The organism is Microbacterium trichothecenolyticum (assembly GCF_000956465.1).
GTDB classification, from domain to species: domain Bacteria; phylum Actinomycetota; class Actinomycetes; order Actinomycetales; family Microbacteriaceae; genus Microbacterium; species Microbacterium trichothecenolyticum.
Window position 1 is genome coordinate 1 of the sequence record NZ_JYJA01000037.1, and the last position, 19183, is coordinate 19183.

16 protein-coding genes and 1 riboswitch are annotated in these 19183 nt (G+C 70.8%); of the genes, 5 read left to right on the forward strand and 11 right to left on the reverse strand.

Annotated features, from left to right (window positions below):
• From RS82_RS12935 to RS82_RS12950, 4 genes are all read right to left on the reverse strand, one after another.
• Nucleotides 1–861 (reverse strand): DUF2207 domain-containing protein (locus tag RS82_RS12935; protein ID WP_045300562.1); only part of this gene is annotated, 861 nt, incomplete at its 3' end.
• A 53-nt stretch (nt 862–914) separates the two neighbouring features.
• Nucleotides 915–2429 (reverse strand): malate:quinone oxidoreductase, encoded by a 1515-nt coding sequence (locus RS82_RS12940; protein ID WP_084695636.1) that lies wholly within the window; start codon nt 2427–2429, stop codon nt 915–917.
• 239 nt (nt 2430–2668) lie between these two features.
• The gene (locus RS82_RS12945; RefSeq protein WP_045300107.1) at nt 2669–3739 is read right to left on the reverse strand and encodes an aspartate-semialdehyde dehydrogenase; all 1071 of its coding nucleotides are present in this window, start codon (nt 3737–3739) and stop codon (nt 2669–2671) included.
• A gap of 194 nt (nt 3740–3933) precedes the next feature.
• Nucleotides 3934–4503, reverse strand: a complete 570-nt coding sequence (locus RS82_RS12950) for a dihydrofolate reductase family protein (protein WP_045300108.1) — start codon at nt 4501–4503, stop codon at nt 3934–3936.
• Between the two features lie 74 nt (nt 4504–4577).
• Between RS82_RS12950 and RS82_RS12955 the strand changes: the two genes are divergently transcribed.
• Complete coding sequence (locus RS82_RS12955) at nt 4578–5174, forward strand: TetR/AcrR family transcriptional regulator (protein ID WP_045300110.1); 597 nt, start codon at nt 4578–4580, stop codon at nt 5172–5174.
• Nucleotides 5175–5217: 43 nt separating this feature from the next.
• Here the strand turns inward: RS82_RS12955 and RS82_RS12960 are convergent, their stop codons facing one another.
• Complete coding sequence (locus tag RS82_RS12960; RefSeq protein WP_045300566.1) at nt 5218–6519, reverse strand: aspartate kinase; 1302 nt, start codon at nt 6517–6519, stop codon at nt 5218–5220.
• 242 nt (nt 6520–6761) lie between these two features.
• Between RS82_RS12960 and RS82_RS12965 the strand changes: the two genes are divergently transcribed.
• Nucleotides 6762–7250 (forward strand): hypothetical protein, encoded by a 489-nt coding sequence (locus RS82_RS12965; RefSeq protein WP_045300112.1) that lies wholly within the window; start codon nt 6762–6764, stop codon nt 7248–7250.
• Nucleotides 7251–7252: 2 nt separating this feature from the next.
• Here the strand turns inward: RS82_RS12965 and RS82_RS12970 are convergent, their stop codons facing one another.
• The 3 genes from RS82_RS12970 to RS82_RS12980 all read right to left on the reverse strand — a co-directional run bounded on the left by RS82_RS12970 (nt 7253) and on the right by RS82_RS12980 (nt 11218).
• Nucleotides 7253–8185: a DMT family transporter gene (locus RS82_RS12970; RefSeq protein ID WP_045300114.1), complete on the reverse strand. Its 933-nt coding sequence runs from the start codon at nt 8183–8185 to the stop codon at nt 7253–7255.
• Between the two features lie 177 nt (nt 8186–8362).
• Nucleotides 8363–8956, reverse strand: a complete 594-nt coding sequence (recR, locus tag RS82_RS12975; protein ID WP_045300115.1) for a recombination mediator RecR — start codon at nt 8954–8956, stop codon at nt 8363–8365.
• 3 nt (nt 8957–8959) lie between these two features.
• Nucleotides 8960–11218 (reverse strand): DNA polymerase III subunit gamma and tau, encoded by a 2259-nt coding sequence (locus RS82_RS12980; RefSeq protein ID WP_045300117.1) that lies wholly within the window; start codon nt 11216–11218, stop codon nt 8960–8962.
• A 155-nt stretch (nt 11219–11373) separates the two neighbouring features.
• Nucleotides 11374–11468, forward strand: a riboswitch (TPP riboswitch).
• Here RS82_RS12980 and thiM point away from each other — a divergent pair.
• The 3 genes from thiM (at nt 11459) to RS82_RS12995 (ending at nt 14477) form a co-directional block, all read left to right on the forward strand.
• Entirely contained in the window at nt 11459–12277 is an 819-nt protein-coding gene (gene thiM / locus RS82_RS12985; RefSeq protein WP_045300118.1) for a hydroxyethylthiazole kinase, read from the forward strand. It overlaps the preceding riboswitch by 10 nt.
• Nucleotides 12274–12948 carry a thiamine phosphate synthase gene (thiE, locus tag RS82_RS21380; protein WP_045300121.1) on the forward strand — a complete coding sequence of 225 codons (675 nt, stop codon included), beginning with the start codon at nt 12274–12276 and terminating at the stop codon, nt 12946–12948. The genes thiM and thiE overlap by 4 nt, the downstream gene beginning before the upstream one ends.
• Complete coding sequence (locus RS82_RS12995) at nt 12945–14477, forward strand: bifunctional hydroxymethylpyrimidine kinase/phosphomethylpyrimidine kinase (protein ID WP_045300122.1); 1533 nt, start codon at nt 12945–12947, stop codon at nt 14475–14477. Before thiE ends, RS82_RS12995 begins: the two co-directional genes overlap by 4 nt.
• Before the next feature lie 111 nt (nt 14478–14588).
• On the opposite strand, the gene RS82_RS13000 is transcribed toward RS82_RS12995, so the two are convergent.
• From RS82_RS13000 to RS82_RS13010, 3 genes are all read right to left on the reverse strand, one after another.
• Nucleotides 14589–17114 carry a glycoside hydrolase family 65 protein gene (locus RS82_RS13000; protein ID WP_045300124.1) on the reverse strand — a complete coding sequence of 842 codons (2526 nt, stop codon included), beginning with the start codon at nt 17112–17114 and terminating at the stop codon, nt 14589–14591.
• On the reverse strand, nt 17111–17842 hold the full coding sequence (locus tag RS82_RS13005; RefSeq protein WP_045300126.1) for an HAD family hydrolase: 732 nt from the start codon (nt 17840–17842) through the stop codon (nt 17111–17113). The genes RS82_RS13000 and RS82_RS13005 overlap by 4 nt, the downstream gene beginning before the upstream one ends.
• A 94-nt stretch (nt 17843–17936) precedes the next feature.
• Nucleotides 17937–19163 carry an acetate/propionate family kinase gene (locus RS82_RS13010; RefSeq protein ID WP_045300128.1) on the reverse strand — a complete coding sequence of 409 codons (1227 nt, stop codon included), beginning with the start codon at nt 19161–19163 and terminating at the stop codon, nt 17937–17939.
• Nucleotides 19164–19183 lie beyond the last annotated feature (20 nt).

Below are 19183 nucleotides of genomic sequence, written 5' to 3' on the forward strand. Positions count from 1 at the left end.
GCTCGGGGCTGCGAAGGTGCCCTGCTCGAAGCCGAGCGCCACCGTCACGTTCTCGTTCGGGCCCAGGCCTTCGTCACCCGCGCTGAACACGACCGCGCTCGTCGCCGACGCGCCGACGGCCTGCGCCCACGCCTGGACGGCGTCCGGCAGCGACTCAGGCTCCGCCGCGCGCTCGATCGCGCACTGCTCGGTCGATCCGTAGGGCCCGGCATAGCAGAACGCACGCCCTTCGATCAGGCCGGCTGCAGCATCCGTCGCCACATGCACGTCAGCGGTGACGACATCGAACGGCTGCGCGTGGTCGGTGCCGACCGTGTCCCAGTAGAACTCGTCGGCCGCGGTGTCCTCGTAGCGCAGCACGACGTCGCTCATCTCGTACGTGATGACGTAGGTCTGCGCACCGCGCACGTAGGAGTCGTCGCCGGTGAGCACGTAGATCCAGTCGCCGTCGCGTTCGGTCCACCACGGGATCGCCGCGCCGTCGGCGCCGGTCACGGTGTAGACGACGGTGCCGAGGTCGATGCCGCTGTCGACGACCGGCAGCGCCCGCACCATGCCCTTGTTCTGGTCGAAGTCCGGGAAGCGCGCCACGATCGTCTCGGTGGTGAGCAGGCGACTGCGCTCGCCCGTGCCGCGGACGAGCCAGTAGTCGGCCCGGAACGAATCGAACGTGAAATCGTCGACGGATGCTGCCCCCACCGCGTCGAGGACGGCGGGGCGTTCGCTCCCCCGCGCCGCTACCGCCGCGGGCGTGGCGGAGGCACCCGCGACCCCGAGCGTGATCGCACCCGCGACGACGAGCGCGACGAGCACCCCGGTGGCGATCCCCCAGCGACGCCATCCGCGTCGTGACACCGACATGCACCCACCCTAGGGGCGCGCGGGCCCGCTCGCCCAGGAGGGCGCGCGGCGGATCAGGCGGTGAGCGCCAGCGCCTCGGCGGTCTCGTCGAGCGACTCCCGCGCGACCTCGGGACGCGCGTTGAGCGTGTCGCCGTAGCTCGGGATGAGCTCGCGCAGGCGCGGCTCCCACCCCTCGATGCGGTCGGGGAAGCAGGTCTTCAGCAGGCCGAGCATGATCGAGACGGCGGTCGAGGCGCCCGGGGAGGCGCCGAGCAGGCCGGCGATCGTGCCGTCGGCTCCGGTGACGACCTCCGTGCCGAACTGCAGCACGCCGCCCTTCTCCGGGTCCTTCTTCATGACCTGCGCGCGCTGGCCGGCCTGGATGATCTCCCAGTCCTCGTCCTTCGCGGTGGGCATGAAGGTGCGGAGGCTGTCGACCTTCTTCTTGTGGTTCTTCAGCAGCTCGCCGACCAGGTAGGTGATGAGGCTGGGGTTGTCCCACGCCACCTTGAGCATCGGGCCGAGGTTGCCCGGGCGCACCTGGCCCACGATGTCGAACCACGATCCGGTCTTGAGGAACTTCGGGCTGAACGTCGCGAACGGCCCGAACAGCAGCGAGGCCTCGCCGTCCACGACGCGCGTGTCGAGGTGCGGCACCGACATCGGCGGCGCGCCGACCGAGGCCTGCGAGTACACCTTCGCCTTGTGCTGCGCCACGACCGCGGGATTCGACGTCTTGAGGAACTGCCCGCCGATCGGGAACACGCCATAGCCCGAGATCTCGGGGATACCGGAGCGCTGCAGCAGCTTGAGCGCCCAGCCCCCGGCGCCGACGAAGACGAACTTCGCCCGGATCTCGCCCGGCGTGCGGCCGATCGTGCGGCGGTACTTCACGCTCCAAGTGCCGTCCGAGAGGCGCTTCAGCTTGCGCACCTCGGTGTTGACTCGGACGTCGGCGCCGTTCTCGGCGAGCCTGTCGACCAGCTGACGGGTCAGGGCGCCGAAGTCGACATCCGTGCCGGCGGGCACACGCGTCGCCGCGAACGGCTCGCCCTTGCGTCGCTTCTGCATGAGCAGCGGTGCCCACGTGTTGATCACGCGGGAGTCCTCGCTGTACTCGATGCCGGCGAACAGCGGCTCGTCCTTGAGGGCCTCGTAGCGCTTCTTGAGGTACGCGACGTCCTTCTCGCCCCGCACGAACGTCATGTGCGGGGCCGAGTTGATGAATGTCGACGGGGCGTCGAGCACGCCGGCCTCGACGAGCGACGACCACAGCTGCCGGCTCTGCTGGAACTGCTCGTTGATCGAGATCGCCTTGGCGGGGTCGACCGAGCCGTCCTTGCCCTCGGGCATGTAATTCAGCTCGCACAGGGCCGCGTGGCCTGTGCCGGCGTTGTTCCACGCGTTCGAGCTCTCCAGCGCGACGTCGCTCAGCCGTTCGAACACGGCGATCTTGAGGTCGGGCTGCAACTCCTGCAGGAGCGTGCCGAGCGTCGCGCTCATGATCCCGCCGCCGATCAGCAGCACGTCGACGGTCTCGACGTGGGGATTGTTGTCGGCGTGGTTCTGAGCGGGCGTTGCGGTCACCAGACGATTCTAGTTCCGCGTGAAAGCATCCCCGACCCTGGCCGGGTTCTCACACCGAAAATCCGGCGATTCTTTCCGGAACGCCAAGCGAGCGGATGCTCCCCGCGCCCTCTCCGCGCATCGCTTCGCGCTGCGTGGAGCCTCGGGGCGCGTGGGGCCGACCTCGGAAACGGACATGCGGTTGAATCCGAGTGCCGGGGGGCGGCATCCGCTCGCTTCGTGGTGGTTCGCGCGAGGCGTCAGGCGTTCGCGCCCAGCTTGGCGGCGACGAGCTCGGCGATCTGCACCGCGTTGAGCGCTGCGCCCTTGCGGAGGTTGTCGTTCGAGATGAAGAGCACGAGGCCCTTGCCCTCGGGTGCGGACTGATCGGCGCGGATGCGGCCGACGTAGCTGGGATCGGTGCCCGCGGCCTGCAGCGGGGTCGGCACCTCTTCGAACTTCACGCCGGGAGCGCTCGAGAGCAGCTCGGTGGCGCGCTCGGGAGTGATGTCGCGGGCGAACTCGACGTTGATCGACAGCGAGTGGCCGGTGAAGACGGGCACGCGCACGCAGGTGCCGGCGACGCGGAGGTCGGGCAGTTCGAGGATCTTGCGGCTCTCGTTGCGGAGCTTCTTCTCCTCGTCGGTCTCGTTCAGGCCGTCGTCGACGAGGTTGCCGGCGAAGGGGATCACGTCGAAGGCGATCGGGGCGATGTACTTGTCGGGCTGCGGGAAGTCCAGCGCCGAGCCGTCGCGGGCGAGGCGCTCGACGTCGCCCTGCGCGAGCACGCCCTCGACCTGGCCGAGCAGCTCCTGCACGCCGGCGAGGCCGGACCCACTGACCGCCTGATACGTACTGACGATGAGGCGCTCGAGGCCGGCCTCGGCGTCGAGCACCTTGAGCACGGGCATCGCGGCCATCGTGGTGCAGTTGGGGTTGGCGATGATGCCCTTGCGTGCCTCCGCGATCGCGTGCGGGTTGACTTCGCTCACGACGAGGGGCACGTCGGGATCCATGCGCCAGGCGCTGGAGTTGTCGATCACGATGGCGCCGGCCTCGGCGAAGCGCGGGGCGTGGGCGCGGCTGCCGGTGGCGCCGGCTGAGAAGAGGGCGATGTCGATGCCGCCGAGCTCGGCGGTCGCCACATCCTCCACGGTCACGGCCTTGCCCTGGAAGACGATGTCGGAGCCGGCGGAGCGCGCGGTGGCGAAGGCACGGATCTCACGAATCGGGAACCCGCGCTCTTCGAGAATGTCGATCATCGCGCCGCCGACCTGGCCGGTGGCGCCGACGACGGCGACGGAGAGTCCTGAATCGGAGATGCGGGTCATGGTGGTTCCTCAGCGTGGGCACAAGCGTGGAGCGGACGCGCGGGCACCGTCGGACGCGCGGGGTTTGGGCGATTCTACCGCTGGGCGGGAGCGGGGCAGGCCGGATTACGGCGAGCGGTGGGCCACGACAGGCTCCGAAGGATGACCCGCCCCTGGCCCGCCGATCGAGGCGAACGCCTCTTCCGCCGCACATGTCACCGGCGGCGGTACTCGTTCATGACGACTCCCGAACCGAAGGCGCGCGACCGCTCGAGCACGAACGATTCCGGGGCGTAGCCGCCGGCGAACAGCGGCAGGCCGTCACCGAACACGATCGGATTGACCTTGAGCACGAGCCGGTCGATGTCATCGCGCAGCTGCGCCGCGAGCACTCCGCCGCCGCACAGCCAGATGTCGGCACCCGGCCGCCCTTTGAGGTCGGCTACCACACCGCGCGGATCGTCGGCCGTGATGCGGACACTGCCTCCGACATCACGAGAGGTCCGCGAGCGCGAGAAGACGATCTGCTCGAGGTGCGGATAAGGATCATCGGTGAGCGGCAGTCCCGCCGCGAACGTGTTCCAGCCCATGAGCACGGTCGCGAAGCGTCCGCGCGGGGCGGTCGACCCCAGCGCCTCGTAGAGCAGGCCGGGCACGGTGTCTGCCCACTCCGCGTTGATCGCGTCCATATGGTCGCCCTCGACGGGGAACGCGTCGAAGGCTCCGTCCGGTGCGGCGATGCGGCCGTCGAGCGACACGGCGGCGTAATAGATGAGCTCGCGCATGGCTGTCCTTTCACGACATGTGTAGTGATTGAACAGACTACGACATCTGTCGTGGATTAGCTAGAGTGAGGGCCATGGCACGCAACGACGAACGGCGCCGACTGCTCACGGATGCCGGGATCGGCGTCCTCGCCGCGGACGGCATGCGGGGGCTGACGCACCGGGCGGTGGACGCGCGCGCAGGAGTGCCGACAGGGACCGCGTCGAACTACTTCCGCAGCCGGGAGGCACTCGTCGGAGCGCTCGTGGAGCGGATCGGCGAACGCCTCGCCCCCGATCCCGCGGTCCACGCGCAGTGGCGCGACCGCACCCCGACCGCCGCACTGTTCGCGGACTACACCCGGGACATCGTGCGCCGGCTCAGCGCCGAGCGGGACGTGACCCTCGCGCTGTTCACGCTGCGGCTGGAAGCAGCGCGCTCGCCCGCGATCGCTTCAGCGCTCGGCGATTGGATGCGGGCGGGGTTCGCCGCGGACGTCGCCTTCAACCGGGACGCCGGGCTCCCAGGCGGGGCGTTCGAGATCGCGCTGTTCCACTATGCGATCGAAGGGCTGATCCTCGACCGGCTCACGGTGTCGATCGACCCCGAGGCGTCGACGGACGAGATCGTCGAGGCGTTCGTGGAGGGGCTGCTGGGAGGTCGCACCCGCGACGGCGAGCGCCGGGGATGAACGGATGCCTCGGGCCGAGGCATCCGCTTGACCCGAGATGTCGTCAGCGGCCGGTGCCGGCGTAGACGGTCGCCTCGATGTCGCCGTCCAGGCCGTAGGCGGTGTGGACGACGCGGGCGGCCTCGGCCAGGTCATCGCCGCGCACCACGACCGAGATGCGGATCTCGGAGGTCGAGATCATCTCGATGTTGATGCCCGCGACGCTCAGCGCCTCGAAGAGCGTGGCGGAGACGCCCGTGTGGGTGCGCATGCCCGCGCCGACGACGGAGAGCTTGCCGATCTGGTCGTCGTGCACCAGGTTCTCGAACCCGATCTCGGACTGGTCGGCCGCGAGCGCCTTGAGCGCAGTGGCGGCGTCGGTCTTGGGAAGAGTGAACGAGATGTCGGTGCGACCGGTCGTCGCCGCCGACACGTTCTGCACGATCATGTCGACGTTGGCACCGGACTTCGCGACGACCTTGAAGATCTCGGCCGCCTTGCCGGGCACGTCGGGGACGCCGATCACGGTGATCTTGGCCTGGCCGAGGTCGGTGGCGACGCCGGCGACGATGGGCTCTTCCATCTCTTCTCCCCCTGAAATGTCGGGAACTGTGCCCTCGGGAAGGTTCATCCCTTGGCCGAGCACGTAGGTCCCCACGCCCGAACTGAACGTGGAGCGGGCGTGGATGAGCACGCCGTGACGGCGCGCGTATTCGACGGCACGGATGTACAGCACCTTCGCGCCGTTGGCGGCGAGCTCGAGCATCTCCTCGGCCGACACGACGGTGAGCTTCTTCGCCTTCGGCACGACACGCGGGTCGGCCGTGAAGATGCCGTCGACATCGCTGTAGATCTCGCAGACGTCGGCTTCGAGCGCCGCCGCGAGGGCGACAGCCGTGGTGTCGGAGCCGCCCCGGCCGAGCGTCGTGATGTCGCGGGTGTCGCGGTTGAACCCCTGGAACCCGGCGACGATGACGATCGCGCCCTCGTCGAGGGCCTCGCGCAGGCGGATCGGCGTCACATCGACGATGCGAGCCGAGCCGTGGTCGGCAGTCGTGATCATGCCCGCCTGGCTGCCGGTGAAGGAGCGGGCCTCGAAGCCCATGGAGTGGATCGCCATCGCGAGCAGCGCCATCGAGATGCGCTCCCCGCTCGACAGCAGCATGTCGAGCTCGCGCGGCGCCGGGATCGGCGCGACCTGGCTTGCGAGATCGAGAAGCTCATCAGTCGTGTCGCCCATCGCGCTGACGGCCACCACGACGTCGTGACCGGCACGACGGGCGTCGACGATCCGCTTCGCGACGCGCTTGATGCTCTCGGCATCAGCCACCGACGATCCGCCGTACTTCTGGACGATCAGCGCCACATCGAACTCCACGCGTTTGTCTGAGGACGGGTGAGAACGGATGCCGCTCACCGCGGTCTCCTCTCACCCAAGGGTCCATCTTACGGACGCGCTGATGCGCGCCCGGCCATGTGTCGCACCGCCCGAGTGCGGCGAGCGCTGCACAGAATCGGAGCTTCTGCCCGACACGCCGCTCAGGGCGCCCACCGACCGGCGTGTCGGCGAAAGGTCCCGATTCTGTGCGGCGCCAGTAGCATCCGAGGATGGAGCAGATCGAGACGTGGTCGGACTTCAATGTGGCCATGGTCGGTGCGACGGCGGCGCTCGCGGGTCTCGTGATCGTCGCCGCGAGCGTCAACATCGGCGACATCATCAAGGAGCCGTCGCTCACTGCCCGTCTCGCCGCGGGCATCTCGAGCCTCGTGCTCGCGCTCATCGGCTCCGCAATCGGGCTCATTCCGGAGGTCGGGCCCGTCCCGTACGGAGTCGCGATGATCGTCATCGCGCTCGGCGCCGGGCTGTTCCAGGTGCAGGCGACCCGGAGGATCTTCGAGAATCAGCATCCCGCCAACCGGATGCGCTGGCTCAAGTCGGCGGTGGGCTTCTTCGCCCCGCTCGCCTACCTGATCGGCGGCGCACTCCTGGCGGCCGGCCAGCCCGCCGGACTGGCGTGGTTCGCCGTCGGGTCGATCGTCGCGATCGGCGCCGCGCTGCTGGTGTCGTGGATCGTGCTGGTCGAAGTACTGCGCTGACCTCAGTTCGGGGCGATCGGCGGCAGGTCGGCCGTTTCGGTCTTGCGTGCGCGCAGCGCGCCGCCGGTGGCTGCGAGCCAGCACCCGAGGAGCACCAGGGGGAAGCCGATCAGCAGGCCCGGCGTCAGCGGCTCGCCGAGGATGATCGTGCCGAGGACGATCGCGACGACGGGATTGACGTAGGTGAACAGCGGGGCCCTGACCGGGCCGACCCGCGAGATCAGCGCGAAGAAGGCGATGAACGCGAGCGCGGTGCAGAGCACGGCGAGGGCCACGAGCGACACGGTGCTCTCGACGGTCGGCACCTGGTGCTGTGTCAGGAACGCGATCGGCGTGTAGAAGATGCCGACCGCGAAGAGGGCGAGGGTGATCGAGCCCAGGGACGGCACGTCGCGCAGTTTGGTCGCGATGACGAAAGGCGCGATCGCGTACAGCAGCGCGACGAGGAGCACCTCGCCGACGGCCAGGAGACCACCGCCGCCCTCGATGGCGAGCCCCGGACCGGCGACGATCACGAACACGCCCGCGAAGCCGATGAAGAGGCCGATCGCCCGCGCCGGGCTGAGCACCGACCGGTCGCCGCCGCCGAAGGCGATCAGCGCCGCGAACAGCGGCACGGTCGCCACCAGAAGCCCCGTGAGTCCGGAAGGCAGCGTCTGCTCAGCATGGCCGAGCAGCAGGAATGGCCCGGCCATCTCGATGGCGCCGAACAGCAGCACCCAGCCGATCTTCGCGAACGCGGGGCGCAGTGCCTTCTGGTGCAGCGCGAAGGGCAGCAGGAGCAGCGCGCCGAGCAGCGTGCGCCCGGCGACCACCGCCGCGGGCGAGTAGGACTCGACGGCGACGCTGATGAACAGGTACGGGACACCCCACAGCAGCGCCATCGCGGCGAACAGCAGCCATGCGCGCGTGTCGAACCGCTGTGAGGAGTTCATGCGGGGTGTCTCCAAAATGGTGTGGCGAGTCAGCCGAGACGTCGCCGGACGGACGACGTCGTCATGGACTCAGGTTCCGCGGTCGCCGGCGTTGCGCGCGAGACGGCCGACCGCCAATCTACGACGGACTTCCGACATCCTCGGCGATCGCGGAGGACTCCTGGACCGGCATCGGGGTCAGACCGAGCGGCGGCCCTCGAAGGCGCGACCCAGCGTGACCTCGTCGGCGTACTCGAGGTCGCCGCCGACCGGGAGACCGGAGGCGAGGCGGGTGACCGTGATCTCGAGGGTGTGCAGCAGACGGCTGAGGTAGGTCGCCGTCGCCTCGCCCTCGAGGTTCGGGTTGGTCGCGAGGATGACCTCTTGCACAGTGCCGTCGGCGAGCCGCTGCATGAGCTGCGTGATGCGCAGGTCGTCAGGCCCGATGCCCGCGATCGGGCTGATCGCGCCGCCGAGCACGTGGTACAGCCCGCGGAATTCCCGGGTGCGCTCGATCGCCGCCACGTCCTTGGCATCCTCCACGACGCAGATCAGCGTCTGATTGCGGCGGGGGTCGCGGCAGATCGAGCAGCGCTCCTGCTCGGAGACGTTGCCGCACACCTCGCAGAAGCGAACCCGCTCGCGCACCTCGCTGAGCAGCTCGGCGAGGTGCGACACGTCGAAGTTCGGCGTCTGCAGGATGTGGAACGCGATGCGCTGCGCCGACTTCGGCCCGATCCCGGGAAGGCGGCCGAACTCGTCGATCAAGTCTTGGACGATGCCGTCGTACATGGGCTAGCTGAACCTCGTCGGGGGCTCGTAGGGCTCCTCGCGGACGAACGTCGCGCCGAGCACCTGACGCACGACCGCCTCGCCGTAGCGCTGCACGCCGCCGTTGCGGGTCGTGACCACCGGGGTCAGCGGCGGCGCGACCGTGGGCGGGACCGGGAGGTCGGCGGCGGCATCCGTGTCGTCCTCGTCGTCATCGTCATCGTCATCGCGTTCGAGCGCCGGCGCGATCTCGGCACGCGGCAGGACCTCGCCCTCGCGAGGCGGCGCGAGCGTCGCGACCCGAGCGGTCGCTGCCTCGGCGTCTTCGGGTTCGTCGTCGACCGCGAACTGCGCGGGAGTCTCGGCGGGGAAGGCGGCGGGGCCCGGCTCGGGCGGCGGCGCGTCGTCGTCGGACGGGATGGGTGCGACGGCCCAGTCGGTGACCGGCGCAGCCGCAGCCGGCGTGGTCGGTCGCGGCGCGGCGGGAGCTGTCGCACGCGGCGCGGCCGCTACCGGGGCGGGCGCAGCAGGTGCCGACGCACGCGGTGACGCCGCCTGCGCAGGCCGCGACCCGCTCGGCGGGGCGACCGTGGCGCGGGCGGCCGGCGCCTCGGCTGCGGCCGCCTGGCGCGGAGCTTCGCGACCGGGGCCGGAGGGTGCCGGCGCCACCGGGCCGCCCGCACCACCGGTTCCACCGGAGCCGCCGGCTGCGTCGTGACGGGCGATGTACTTCACGCGGATGCCGAGCACGGCCAGGATCGCCTGCCGCAGGTCTTCGCTGGGTCCCTTGCCCGCGGCGAGCTGCTTGAACTTCGCGACGTCGCTCTGGCTCGAGAACGCGAGGGTGAGCACGTCGTCGTCGAGCGCCACGGTACGGGCGCCCGAAGCGAGCATCCACGACGAGCGGCTGACGTTCTCGAGCTGCGCGAGCACGTGCGGCCAAGCCTGCTGGAGGCGGTCGAGCGTGACCGGGCCGGCGGGGACGGGAGGGGACGCCACAGGCGCGGGCTCGGCAGGCTGCGCGACCTGAGCCGCCGGCGCAGCCACTTCTGGCGGGGTACCCGCAGCGGCTGCAGGTACAGGTGCAGTGGCGGCGGGCGCAGCGGCTGCAGGTGCGGTGGCGGCGGGAGCCGTCGAAGCGGGAGCGGGTGCAGCAGCTGCCGTGGGCGCGGCGACGGGAGCGGCGCCGCGCGCCAGAACGCGGGCGACCATCAGCTCGAGCTGCAGACGCGGCGAGGTGGCGCCGGTCATGTCGTCGAGGGTCGCGATGACGAGGTCGGCGATGTGCGACAGCCGCGACGGACCGAACGCGCCGGCCTGGCGCTGCATGCGCGCGAGGTCTTCGGCCGAGACGCCCCGCAGCACGGCGGCGGCGCCCTGTCCGGTCGCCGACACGACGATGAGGTCGCGCAGGCGCTCGAGCAGGTCGTCGACGAAGCGGCGCGGGTCCTGCCCGGTCTGCACCACGCGGTCGACCGCGGCGAAGGCGGCCGATGCGTCAGAGGCGGCGAACGCGTCGATCACCTCGTCGAGCAGCTCGGCGTGAGTGTAGCCCAGCAGCGCGACCGCGCGGGCGTAGGTGACCTTGGCGTCTTCCGAGCCGGCGATCAGCTGGTCGAGCAGCGACAGGGTGTCTCGGGGCGATCCGCCGCCCGCGCGCACGACGAGCGGCAGCACGCCTTGCTCGACGTTCACGCTCTCCTGCGCGCACAGCTGCTCGACGTACTCGAGCATCGCGGCCGGAGGCACGAGCCGGAACGGGTAGTGATGGGTGCGCGACCGGATGGTGCCGATGACCTTCTCGGGCTCGGTCGTCGCGAAGATGAACTTCACGTGGTCGGGCGGCTCTTCGACGAGCTTGAGCAGGGCGTTGAAGCCCTGCGGGGTGACCATGTGCGCCTCGTCGAGAATGAAGATCTTGAACCGGTCGCGGGCCGGCGCGAACACCGCGCGCTCGCGCAGGTCTCGGGCATCGTCGACGCCGTTGTGGCTCGCCGCGTCGATCTCGACGACGTCGAGCGAACCTCCGCCGCCACGGCCGAGCTCGACGCAGCTGTCGCACGTGCCGCACGGCGTGTCGGTCGGGCCCTGCGCGCAGTTCAGGCACCGGGCGAGAATACGCGCCGACGTGGTCTTTCCGCACCCGCGGGGGCCCGAGAACAGATACGCATGACCGACCCGGTCGCCGCGCAGCGCGGTCATGAGCGGCTCGGTGACCTGCGACTGCCCGATCATCTCGCCGAACGACTCGGGCCGGTAGCGGCGGTAGAGGGCGGTGGTCACTCCCCCAGCCTACGGCGTGGGGCCGACACTTCGGCAGGCTCAGCCCATCGCACCGCGACCGCACCTCGACAGGCTCGGCGACGGAGGTCGGACCCGAGCCGCGCCGGCCGGCGACACACGGCGATGGCCCGTCGGGATCCCCTGCTAGATTGCTCGGCAGTGACACGGGGTGCCCGCACGGCGGGCTGAGAACACACCCGTCGAACCTGATCTCGATCATGCGAGCGAAGGGATGTCGCGATGAACGCGCGCGCCGAAGCACACCTGTCCGCCCTCTCCCCCGCCGCCGCGCTGACGGCGCTGCGGGAGACCTCGCCCCTGGTGCAGTGCATCACCAACTCGGTGGTGACGAACTACACCGCGAACGCACTCCTGGCGGTGGGCGCCGCCCCCGCGATGTGCGACATACCGGGCGAGGCCGGGCTCTTCGCCGGCGTCGCCGACGGCGTGCTCGTCAACCTGGGCACCCCGACCGCCGAGCAGCGCGAGGCCGCCCGGGAAGCGGTGCGCGCCGGCACCCCGTGGGTGCTCGACCCGGTCGCGGTCGGCGTGCTGCCCGTGCGAACGGCCCTCGCCGCCGAGCTTCTCGAGCACCGTCCCGCGATCATCCGCGGCAACGCCTCCGAGATCCTCGCCCTCGCCGGCGGAGGCGGCGGCGGTCGCGGAGTCGATGCGACGGACGGAACGGATGCCGCCGCCGGCGCCGCGCGATCCCTCGCGCTGCGCACCGGCGGCGTGGTGGCCGTGTCGGGCCCGGTCGACCTCGTGACCGACGGCGAGCGGGTGGTCCGCATCCCCGGTGGGGATGCGCTGCTCACGCGCGTCACCGGCGGCGGCTGCTCGCTCGGCGCGGTGATGGCCGCGCTCGTCGGCGTGTGTGCTCCGTTCGAGGCGGCGGTGGCGGCATCCGTCCTCTACGCGGTCGCGTCCGAACTGGCCGCGGCCCGCGCGGAGGGACCGGGCACGTTCGGCGTGGCGTTGCTCGACGCGCTCGACGCCGTGGCCGCAGCACCGGCCGAGCTCGACGCGCGCGTCGCCGACGTGCTGGCGATCCGATGACGAGGCTCGGCGCGCGTCTCGCGCTGCACCTCGTGACCGACGACCGCCTGCCGTTCGACCGGCTGCTCGAGGTCGTCGACGCCGCGGTCGGCGCGGGGGTCGACGTCGTGCAGCTGCGAGCGAAGTCGGTGACCGCCCGCGAAATGCTGCGCCAGGCGCGAGCCCTCTCGGACGCCATCGACCGCCGTTGCCTGCTCCTCGTCAACGACCGCGTCGACGTGGCCGTCGCCGCCCAGGATGCCGGAGCCCGCGTCGACGGCGTCCACCTGGGACAGAGCGACCTCCCGCCCGAAACGGCGCGCCGGTTGCTCGGGTCGCAGGCCGTGATCGGATGGACCGCGAACTCCGCGGAGCATCGGGCTGCAGCGCGTCTCCCCCGCGACGGCACGATCGACTACCTCGGGGTCGGGGTGATCCGGCCGACGTCGACGAAGCCCGACCACCCGCCGGCGCTCGGCGTCGAGGGCTTCGCGGCGTTCGCCGCGGGCACGGACCTGCCGTGCATCGCGATCGGCGGGGTGACCGAGTCGGATGTCGCTGCCCTGCGCGACTGCGGGGCTGCGGGCGTCGCGGTCGTGTCGGCGATCTGCGGCGCGGACGACCCGGCCGCGGCGGCCCGCGCGCTGCGGAGCGCAGCCGATGCGACCTCGCTCGAGGGGGTCGCGCAGTGACCGGCACCTCGCTCGCCGCGCCCGCACCGACGCCGGTTCGAGCCGTGTCGATCCCGCGGGTGCTCAGCATCGCCGGCACCGACCCGACCGGCGGCGCCGGTGTGCAGGCGGATCTCAAGTCGATCGGCGCCCTCGGCGGCTATGGCATGGCCGTGGTCACCGCACTCGTGGCGCAGAACACGCTCGGCGTGCGCGACGTGCACGTGCCGCCGACGGCGTTCCTCGCCGCGCAGCTGGACGCCGTGTCGGACGACGTCGAGATCGACGCGGTCAAGATCGGCATGCTGCAGTCGGCGGAGATCATCACCACCGTTCGGCAGTGGCTCGGACGCGTGCGCCCGCCGATCGTGGTGCTCGACCCGGTGATGGTGGCGACGAGCGGCGACCCGCTGCTGGACCCCGCTGCCGAGGAGTCACTGCGAGCGCTCGCCGGCGAGGTCGATCTCGTGACCCCGAATCTCGCGGAGCTCGCGGTGCTGATCGGACGCACTCACGCGACCTCGTGGGTGCAGGCCATCGATCACGCGCAGACCCTCGCACGCGACACCGGCACGACGGTGCTGCTGAAAGGCGGGCACCTCCACGGCGCCGAATGCCCGGATGCGATCGTGGCGGCCGACGGCACGGTGCACGAAGTCGGGGGCGTGCGCGTCGAAACGCGTCACACCCACGGCACCGGCTGCTCGCTCTCGTCCGCTATGGCGACGCTGCGTGCGGGCGGCGCGACCTGGCCCGATGCACTGCAGCGGGCGAAGACGTGGCTCACCGGCGCGCTCGCGCACGCCGACGCGCTGCGGGTGGGGGAGGGCAACGGTCCGGTCGACCACTTCCACGAGCTCCGGGGCGAGGCTGGGCCCCCGCCGGAGGCTTTGCGCGACGCGCCGGCGGCGTGCGGAGCGGTCGTGGGGACCAGTCCCCTCCCCTCATGGTCGGCACGCGTGTGGGAGGCCGCGGCAGCGGTGCGCGCCGACGTCGACGACCTCGAGTTCGTGCGCGGGCTCGGCGACGGCACGCTGCCGCGCGAGACGTTCCTGCGCTACCTCGCGCAGGACGCGATCTACCTCGGCGAGTACTCGCGCGTGCTGGCGAAGGCGAGCGCGCTCGCTCCGACGTCGCAGGAGCAGGCGTTCTGGGCGCGCGCAGCGGAGTCCGCCATCGTCGAGGAGCGCCGGCTCCACGAGTCGCACCTCGGCTCGGCGGTGGTCGCCCCCGCGCCGCAGACGCTCGCGTACACGAACCACCTCCATGCGTCGGCCCGTTCCTACGGCGAACTCGTGGCCGCGCTGCTGCCGTGCTTCTGGCTCTATACGGACCTCGGAATCCGTCTCGCCGCCCGGCGACACGATGCGCATCCCTACGACGACTGGCTCGCGATGTACGGCGACCCCGGCTTCACCGCCGCGACCGCCCGCGCGACCGAGATCGCCGATGCGTCTGCGCTCGAGGCCGGGCCGATCGAACGGGCGCGCATGGACGCGGCCTTCGCGTGCTCGATGGCGCACGAGCGGGAGTTCTTCGCCCGAGCGTGACGGTGCCGCGGCGGCACCGCGACGTCGGTGAGATCAGGAGATCCGGCGGCGACAGGTGGATTCCCCGCGAATCGCCCTGCTCTGGCCAGATCTCCTGATCTCGCAGGCGCGTCAGACGTCGGCGCCGTGCTCGACGTCGGCGGCGCCGACGATGATGGGGATCGTCGAGGTGACCGTGGGCACCGATGCCGACAGCAGCGAGCCGTCCTCACGGCGAGCGTCGCCGAGCTCGCGCAGCGATGGGCGCCCCGGGATCACCGGGCCCTGCCCGTCGAGCGGAGCGACGACCTCTTCGCCCGCGCCGACCACGTAGCCCGCGCCTCGCACGCTGAAGCCCACGGGGTCGCCTTCCGTGGCGCGCACCCGCACCTCGTCGCGGGTGACCGTGACGACCAGGCGCGTGCCGTGCCAGTGAAGCACGAACTCGAGCGACGGCCACGAGGCGGGAAGCCTCGGGTCGAACGACAGCTCGCCGAAGTGGTCGCGCATGCCGCCGAATCCGGACACCAGTGCGGTCCACACGCCACCGGCGGACGCCACATGCACACCGTCGGACGCGTTGTGATGCAGATCGCCGAGGTCGACGAAGATCGACTGCCGGAAGTACTCCAGCGCGAGGTCCTGGTAGCCCACCTCCGCGGCGAGGATCGACTGAACGACCGCCGACAGGGTCGAGTCACCGGTGGTCAGCGGGTCGTAGTACTCGAAGTCGGCGAGCTTGTCTTCGTCGGAGAAGTGGTTGCCCTGCAGGAACAGGGCGAGCACGACGTCGGCCTGCTTGAGCACCTGGTACCGGTAGATCACCAGCGGGTGGAAGTGCAGCAGCAGGGGCCGCTTGTCGGGCGGGGTGTTCTCGAGGTCCCAGATCTCGCGCTCGAGGAACACGTGATCCTGCGGATGGATGCCGAGGCTCGGGCTGAACGGGATGTGCATGGCCTCGGCGGCCCGCTCCCACGCCTCGGGCTCGCCCGGCTCGAGGGCGAGGCGATCGACCATCTGGCGGTAGACCTCGCCGTCGGCCTCGGCCATCTCCCGGATGGTGCGGGCGGCGAAGCGGAGGTTGAAGCGCGCCATGACGTTCGTGAAGAGGTTGTCGTTGACGACGGTGGTGTACTCGTCGGGCCCGGTCACGCCATGGATGTGGAACGTGTCGCCCTCGCCGTCCAGCACGCCGTCGCTCGAGCGCCAGAAGCCGAGGGTCGCCCACAGGCGCGCCGTCTCGACGGCGATGTCGACGCCCTCGCGGAAGAGGAAGTCGGTGTCGCCGGTCGCGCGCACGTACTTCGCGAGCGCGAAGCTGACGTCGGCGTTGATGTGGTACTGCGCGGTCCCGGCGGCGTAGTAGGCGGAGGCCTCTTCGCCGTTGATCGTGCGCCACGGGAACAGCGCGCCGGCCTCGTTGAGCTGGAAGGCACGCTTGCGGGCGGCGGGCAGCATCAGGTACCTCATCCGCAGCGCGTTGCGCGCCCACAACGGCGTCGTGTACGCGAGGAACGGGAGAACGTAGATCTCGGTGTCCCAGAAGTAGTGCCCGGAGTATCCGGAGCCCGTCATGCCCTTCGCCGGCACACCCTGGCCGTCGGCACGCGCAGACGCCTGCGCGAGCTGGAACAGGCACCAGCGGGTCGCCTGCTGGAGGTCGTCGTGGCCGCCGATGCGCACGTCCGAACGCTCCCAGAAGGCGTCGAGCCACGCACGCTGCTGGGCGCGGATCGCATCGACGCTCTCGCCGAGGGCGCGGTCGAGGGTGCGGCGGCAGCGGTCGACGAGCTCGCGCGCGGGCACGCCACGCGACGTGTGGTAGCTCACGAGCTTCGTGACCCGGATCGGCACACCGGCCTTCGCGTTCACGCGGAACACGTTCTTCGCGATGTCCGGCTCGATGAGCGTGCGCGAGGTGTACTCGTTCGCCGTCTCGACGAGGTGATCGGCCACGACGGCGATGGTCATGCCCGAGTCGGTGGCGCGGTACGACAGGGCGGAGCGCAGCTTGTCCTGCCAGTACTCCTGCGGCTGCAGCACGCGCTCGTGCAGCTTCTCTGTCTTTCGCGGGTCGAATCCGGCCCTGCGCGGCGCCGCCGGAGTGCCGCCGTAGACGTCTTCGCCATCCTGACGGTTGAGGATCTGGCAGCTCACGGTGACGGGGGCGTCGGCGTTGAGCACGGTGACGTCCACCGTCATGAGCGCGAGGTGCTTCTCCTCGAACGACACCAGCCGCTCGTAATCGATCCGCACCTCCTTGCCCGACGGCGTGACCCACAGGATGTGCCGGCGCTGCACGCCGTCGCGCATGTCGAGCGTCCGCTCGTACTCGCGCACGTCGGCGACATCGAGCGACAGCGGCTCGTCGTCGACGTAGACGCGCATGACCTTGGCGTCGGGGGCGTTGATGATCGTCTGGCCCACCTCGGCGAAGCCGTAGGCCTGCTCGGCGTGACGGATCGGGAACGTCTCGTGGAACCCGTTGATGAACGTGCCGTGCTCATGTGCGTGGCGGCCCTCGGGCTGGTTGCCTCGCAGGCCGAGGTAGCCGTTGCCGACGGCGAACAGCGTCTCTGTGACGCCGGCGTCATCGAGGTCGAACGACGTCTCGACGAGGCGCCACGGGTCGACGGGGAACCGGTCGCGATCGATCATCGTGCGAACTCCTCCAGATCCTTCACCACGACGTGTGCGCCCGCCTCGACGAGGTCCTCCTCGCCGGCTCCGCGGTCGACGCCCACCACCAGCCCGAACCCGCCGGCCGCAGCGGACTGCACGCCGCTGATGGCGTCCTCCACCGCGACACTGCGCGCGGGCTCGACGCCCAGCATCCGTGCCGCCTCCAGGAACACGTCGGGTGCGGGCTTCGAGGCGAGGTGGTCGCGTTCGGCGATGACGCCGTCCATGACGACGGCGAAGCGATCACGGATGCCGGCTGCCGCCAGCACCTCCTCCGCGTTCTTGGAGCTCGACACCACCGCGACGGTGGTGCCTGCTGCCGCGAGCGCGTCGAGAAGCCGCAGCGAGCCCGGGTACGCCGAGATGCCGTCGGCGCGGAGCACGCGCTCGAACACGGCGTTCTTGCGATTGCCGATGCCGCACACCGTGTCGGCCGTGACCGGATCGGACGGGTGGCCCCACGGCACCTCGACGTCGCGGGAGCGCAGCAGGCTCGCCACTCCGTCGTAGCGCTTCTTCCCGTCGAGGTGATCGAAGTAGTCGCGCTCGGCGTACGGCGGGGTGATGTCCCACGCCGCGAAGAGCTCCTCGAACATCGTCTGCCAGGCATGCATGTGCACTTCGGCGGTGGGCGTGAGGACGCCGTCCAGATCGAACAGCACGGCGTCGTAAGCGGTCAGATCGGGCAGGGCGTCGTCAGCCACAGAACCTCCGAGAGCGGGTGCGGGTGCGTCGGCACTGCATCGCGCCGTCCAGCAAGCGTAATGCGGGCAGGTGTCCGGTCGCACCCCGTGACGGTCACGCGCGGGCGACACTCAGGGTCTGGCGCGCGATCTCGAGCTCCTCATCGGTCGGCACGACGAGGACGGTCACGGCCGAGGCATCCGTCGAGATGATCCGGATGCCGCGCTCGCGGCTCTCGTTTCGAGCCGGGTCGATCTCGACGCCCGCGAAGCCGAGCGTCTCGAGCGCTCCCGCGCGCACGTGGGGTGCGTTCTCGCCTACACCCGCGGTGAACGAGATGACGTCGGCGCCGCCGAGCTGCGCGAGGTAGGCGCCGGCGTAGGCGCGCAGCCGGTGCACGTACACCTCGAACGCGAGGATCGCGCGTTCCTCGCCTCGTTCGATTGCAGCGCGGATGTCGCGCAGGTCGTTGGAGCCCGCGAGCCCGAGCAGCCCGCTGCGTTTGTTGAGCAGCTCGTCGAGGTCGTCGACGGTCATGCCGGCGCGCCGTTCGAGCTGGAACAGCACGGCCGGGTCGATGTCGCCCGAGCGGGTGCCCATCACCAGCCCCTCGAGCGGGGTGAACCCCATCGAGGTGTCGACCGAGCGGCCGCCGTCGATCGCGGTCACCGACGCCCCGTTGCCGAGGTGGAACACGATCTGCCTTAGCTCGGCGAGCGGGCGCCCGAGGAACGCCGCCGCGGCTTCGCTCACGAACTTGTGCGACGTGCCGTGGAATCCGTAGCGGCGGATGCGATGGGATGCCGCGACCTCGGCGTCGATCGCGTAGGTGTAGGCCGCCGGCGACAGGGTCTGGTGGAAGGCGGTGTCGAAGACGGCCACGTGCGGCACGTCGGGGAAGGCCGCACGGGCGGCGACGATGCCGGCGAGGTTCGCGGGGTTGTGCAGAGGGGCGAGCACTGACAGCTCGTCGATGTTGATCTCGACGAGGGGCGTGATCAGCGTCGGCTCGAAGAAGCGTGCACCGCCGTGCACGACGCGGTGCCCCACGGCGACCGGCGGCGTCTCGGCGAGCGACGGGCCGTCCGACGCGAACGCCTCGAGCATCACGCCGAAGCCGGCGGTGTGGTCGGGGATCGGAAGCTCGCGGGTGCGCGTGGCGTCGAGGAAGGCCGGCGAGGGGCCGTCCGTCGGCGTGGCGTACACGGTGTGACGCGCGACGCCCATCGGGTCGCCGATGCGCTCGACGAGTCCGGAAGCGAGCGTGCGCTCGGAGTCCATGTCGAGGAGCTGGTACTTGAACGACGACGAGCCGCTGTTGATCACGAGCACCGGGGTCATCGCGCGTTCCCTTCTTCTTC

Bases quoted from the DNA above. Each gene is read 5' to 3' on its own strand.
- RS82_RS12965 (WP_045300112.1), top strand. From the start codon at position 6,762: ATGGAGCAGATCGAGACGTGGTCGGACTTCAATGTGGCCATGGTCGGT.
- RS82_RS13010 (WP_045300128.1), bottom strand. From the start codon at position 19,163: ATGACCCCGGTGCTCGTGATCAACAGCGGCTCGTCGTCGTTCAAGTAC.
- recR (WP_045300115.1), bottom strand. From the start codon at position 8,956: ATGTACGACGGCATCGTCCAAGACTTGATCGACGAGTTCGGCCGCCTT.
- RS82_RS13000 (WP_045300124.1), bottom strand. From the start codon at position 17,114: ATGATCGATCGCGACCGGTTCCCCGTCGACCCGTGGCGCCTCGTCGAG.
- RS82_RS12970 (WP_045300114.1), bottom strand. From the start codon at position 8,185: ATGAACTCCTCACAGCGGTTCGACACGCGCGCATGGCTGCTGTTCGCC.
- RS82_RS12950 (WP_045300108.1), bottom strand. From the start codon at position 4,503: ATGCGCGAGCTCATCTATTACGCCGCCGTGTCGCTCGACGGCCGCATC.
- thiM (WP_045300118.1), top strand. From the start codon at position 11,459: ATGAACGCGCGCGCCGAAGCACACCTGTCCGCCCTCTCCCCCGCCGCC.
- thiE (WP_045300121.1), top strand. From the start codon at position 12,274: ATGACGAGGCTCGGCGCGCGTCTCGCGCTGCACCTCGTGACCGACGAC.
- RS82_RS12945 (WP_045300107.1), bottom strand. From the start codon at position 3,739: ATGACCCGCATCTCCGATTCAGGACTCTCCGTCGCCGTCGTCGGCGCC.
- RS82_RS12955 (WP_045300110.1), top strand. From the start codon at position 4,578: ATGGCACGCAACGACGAACGGCGCCGACTGCTCACGGATGCCGGGATC.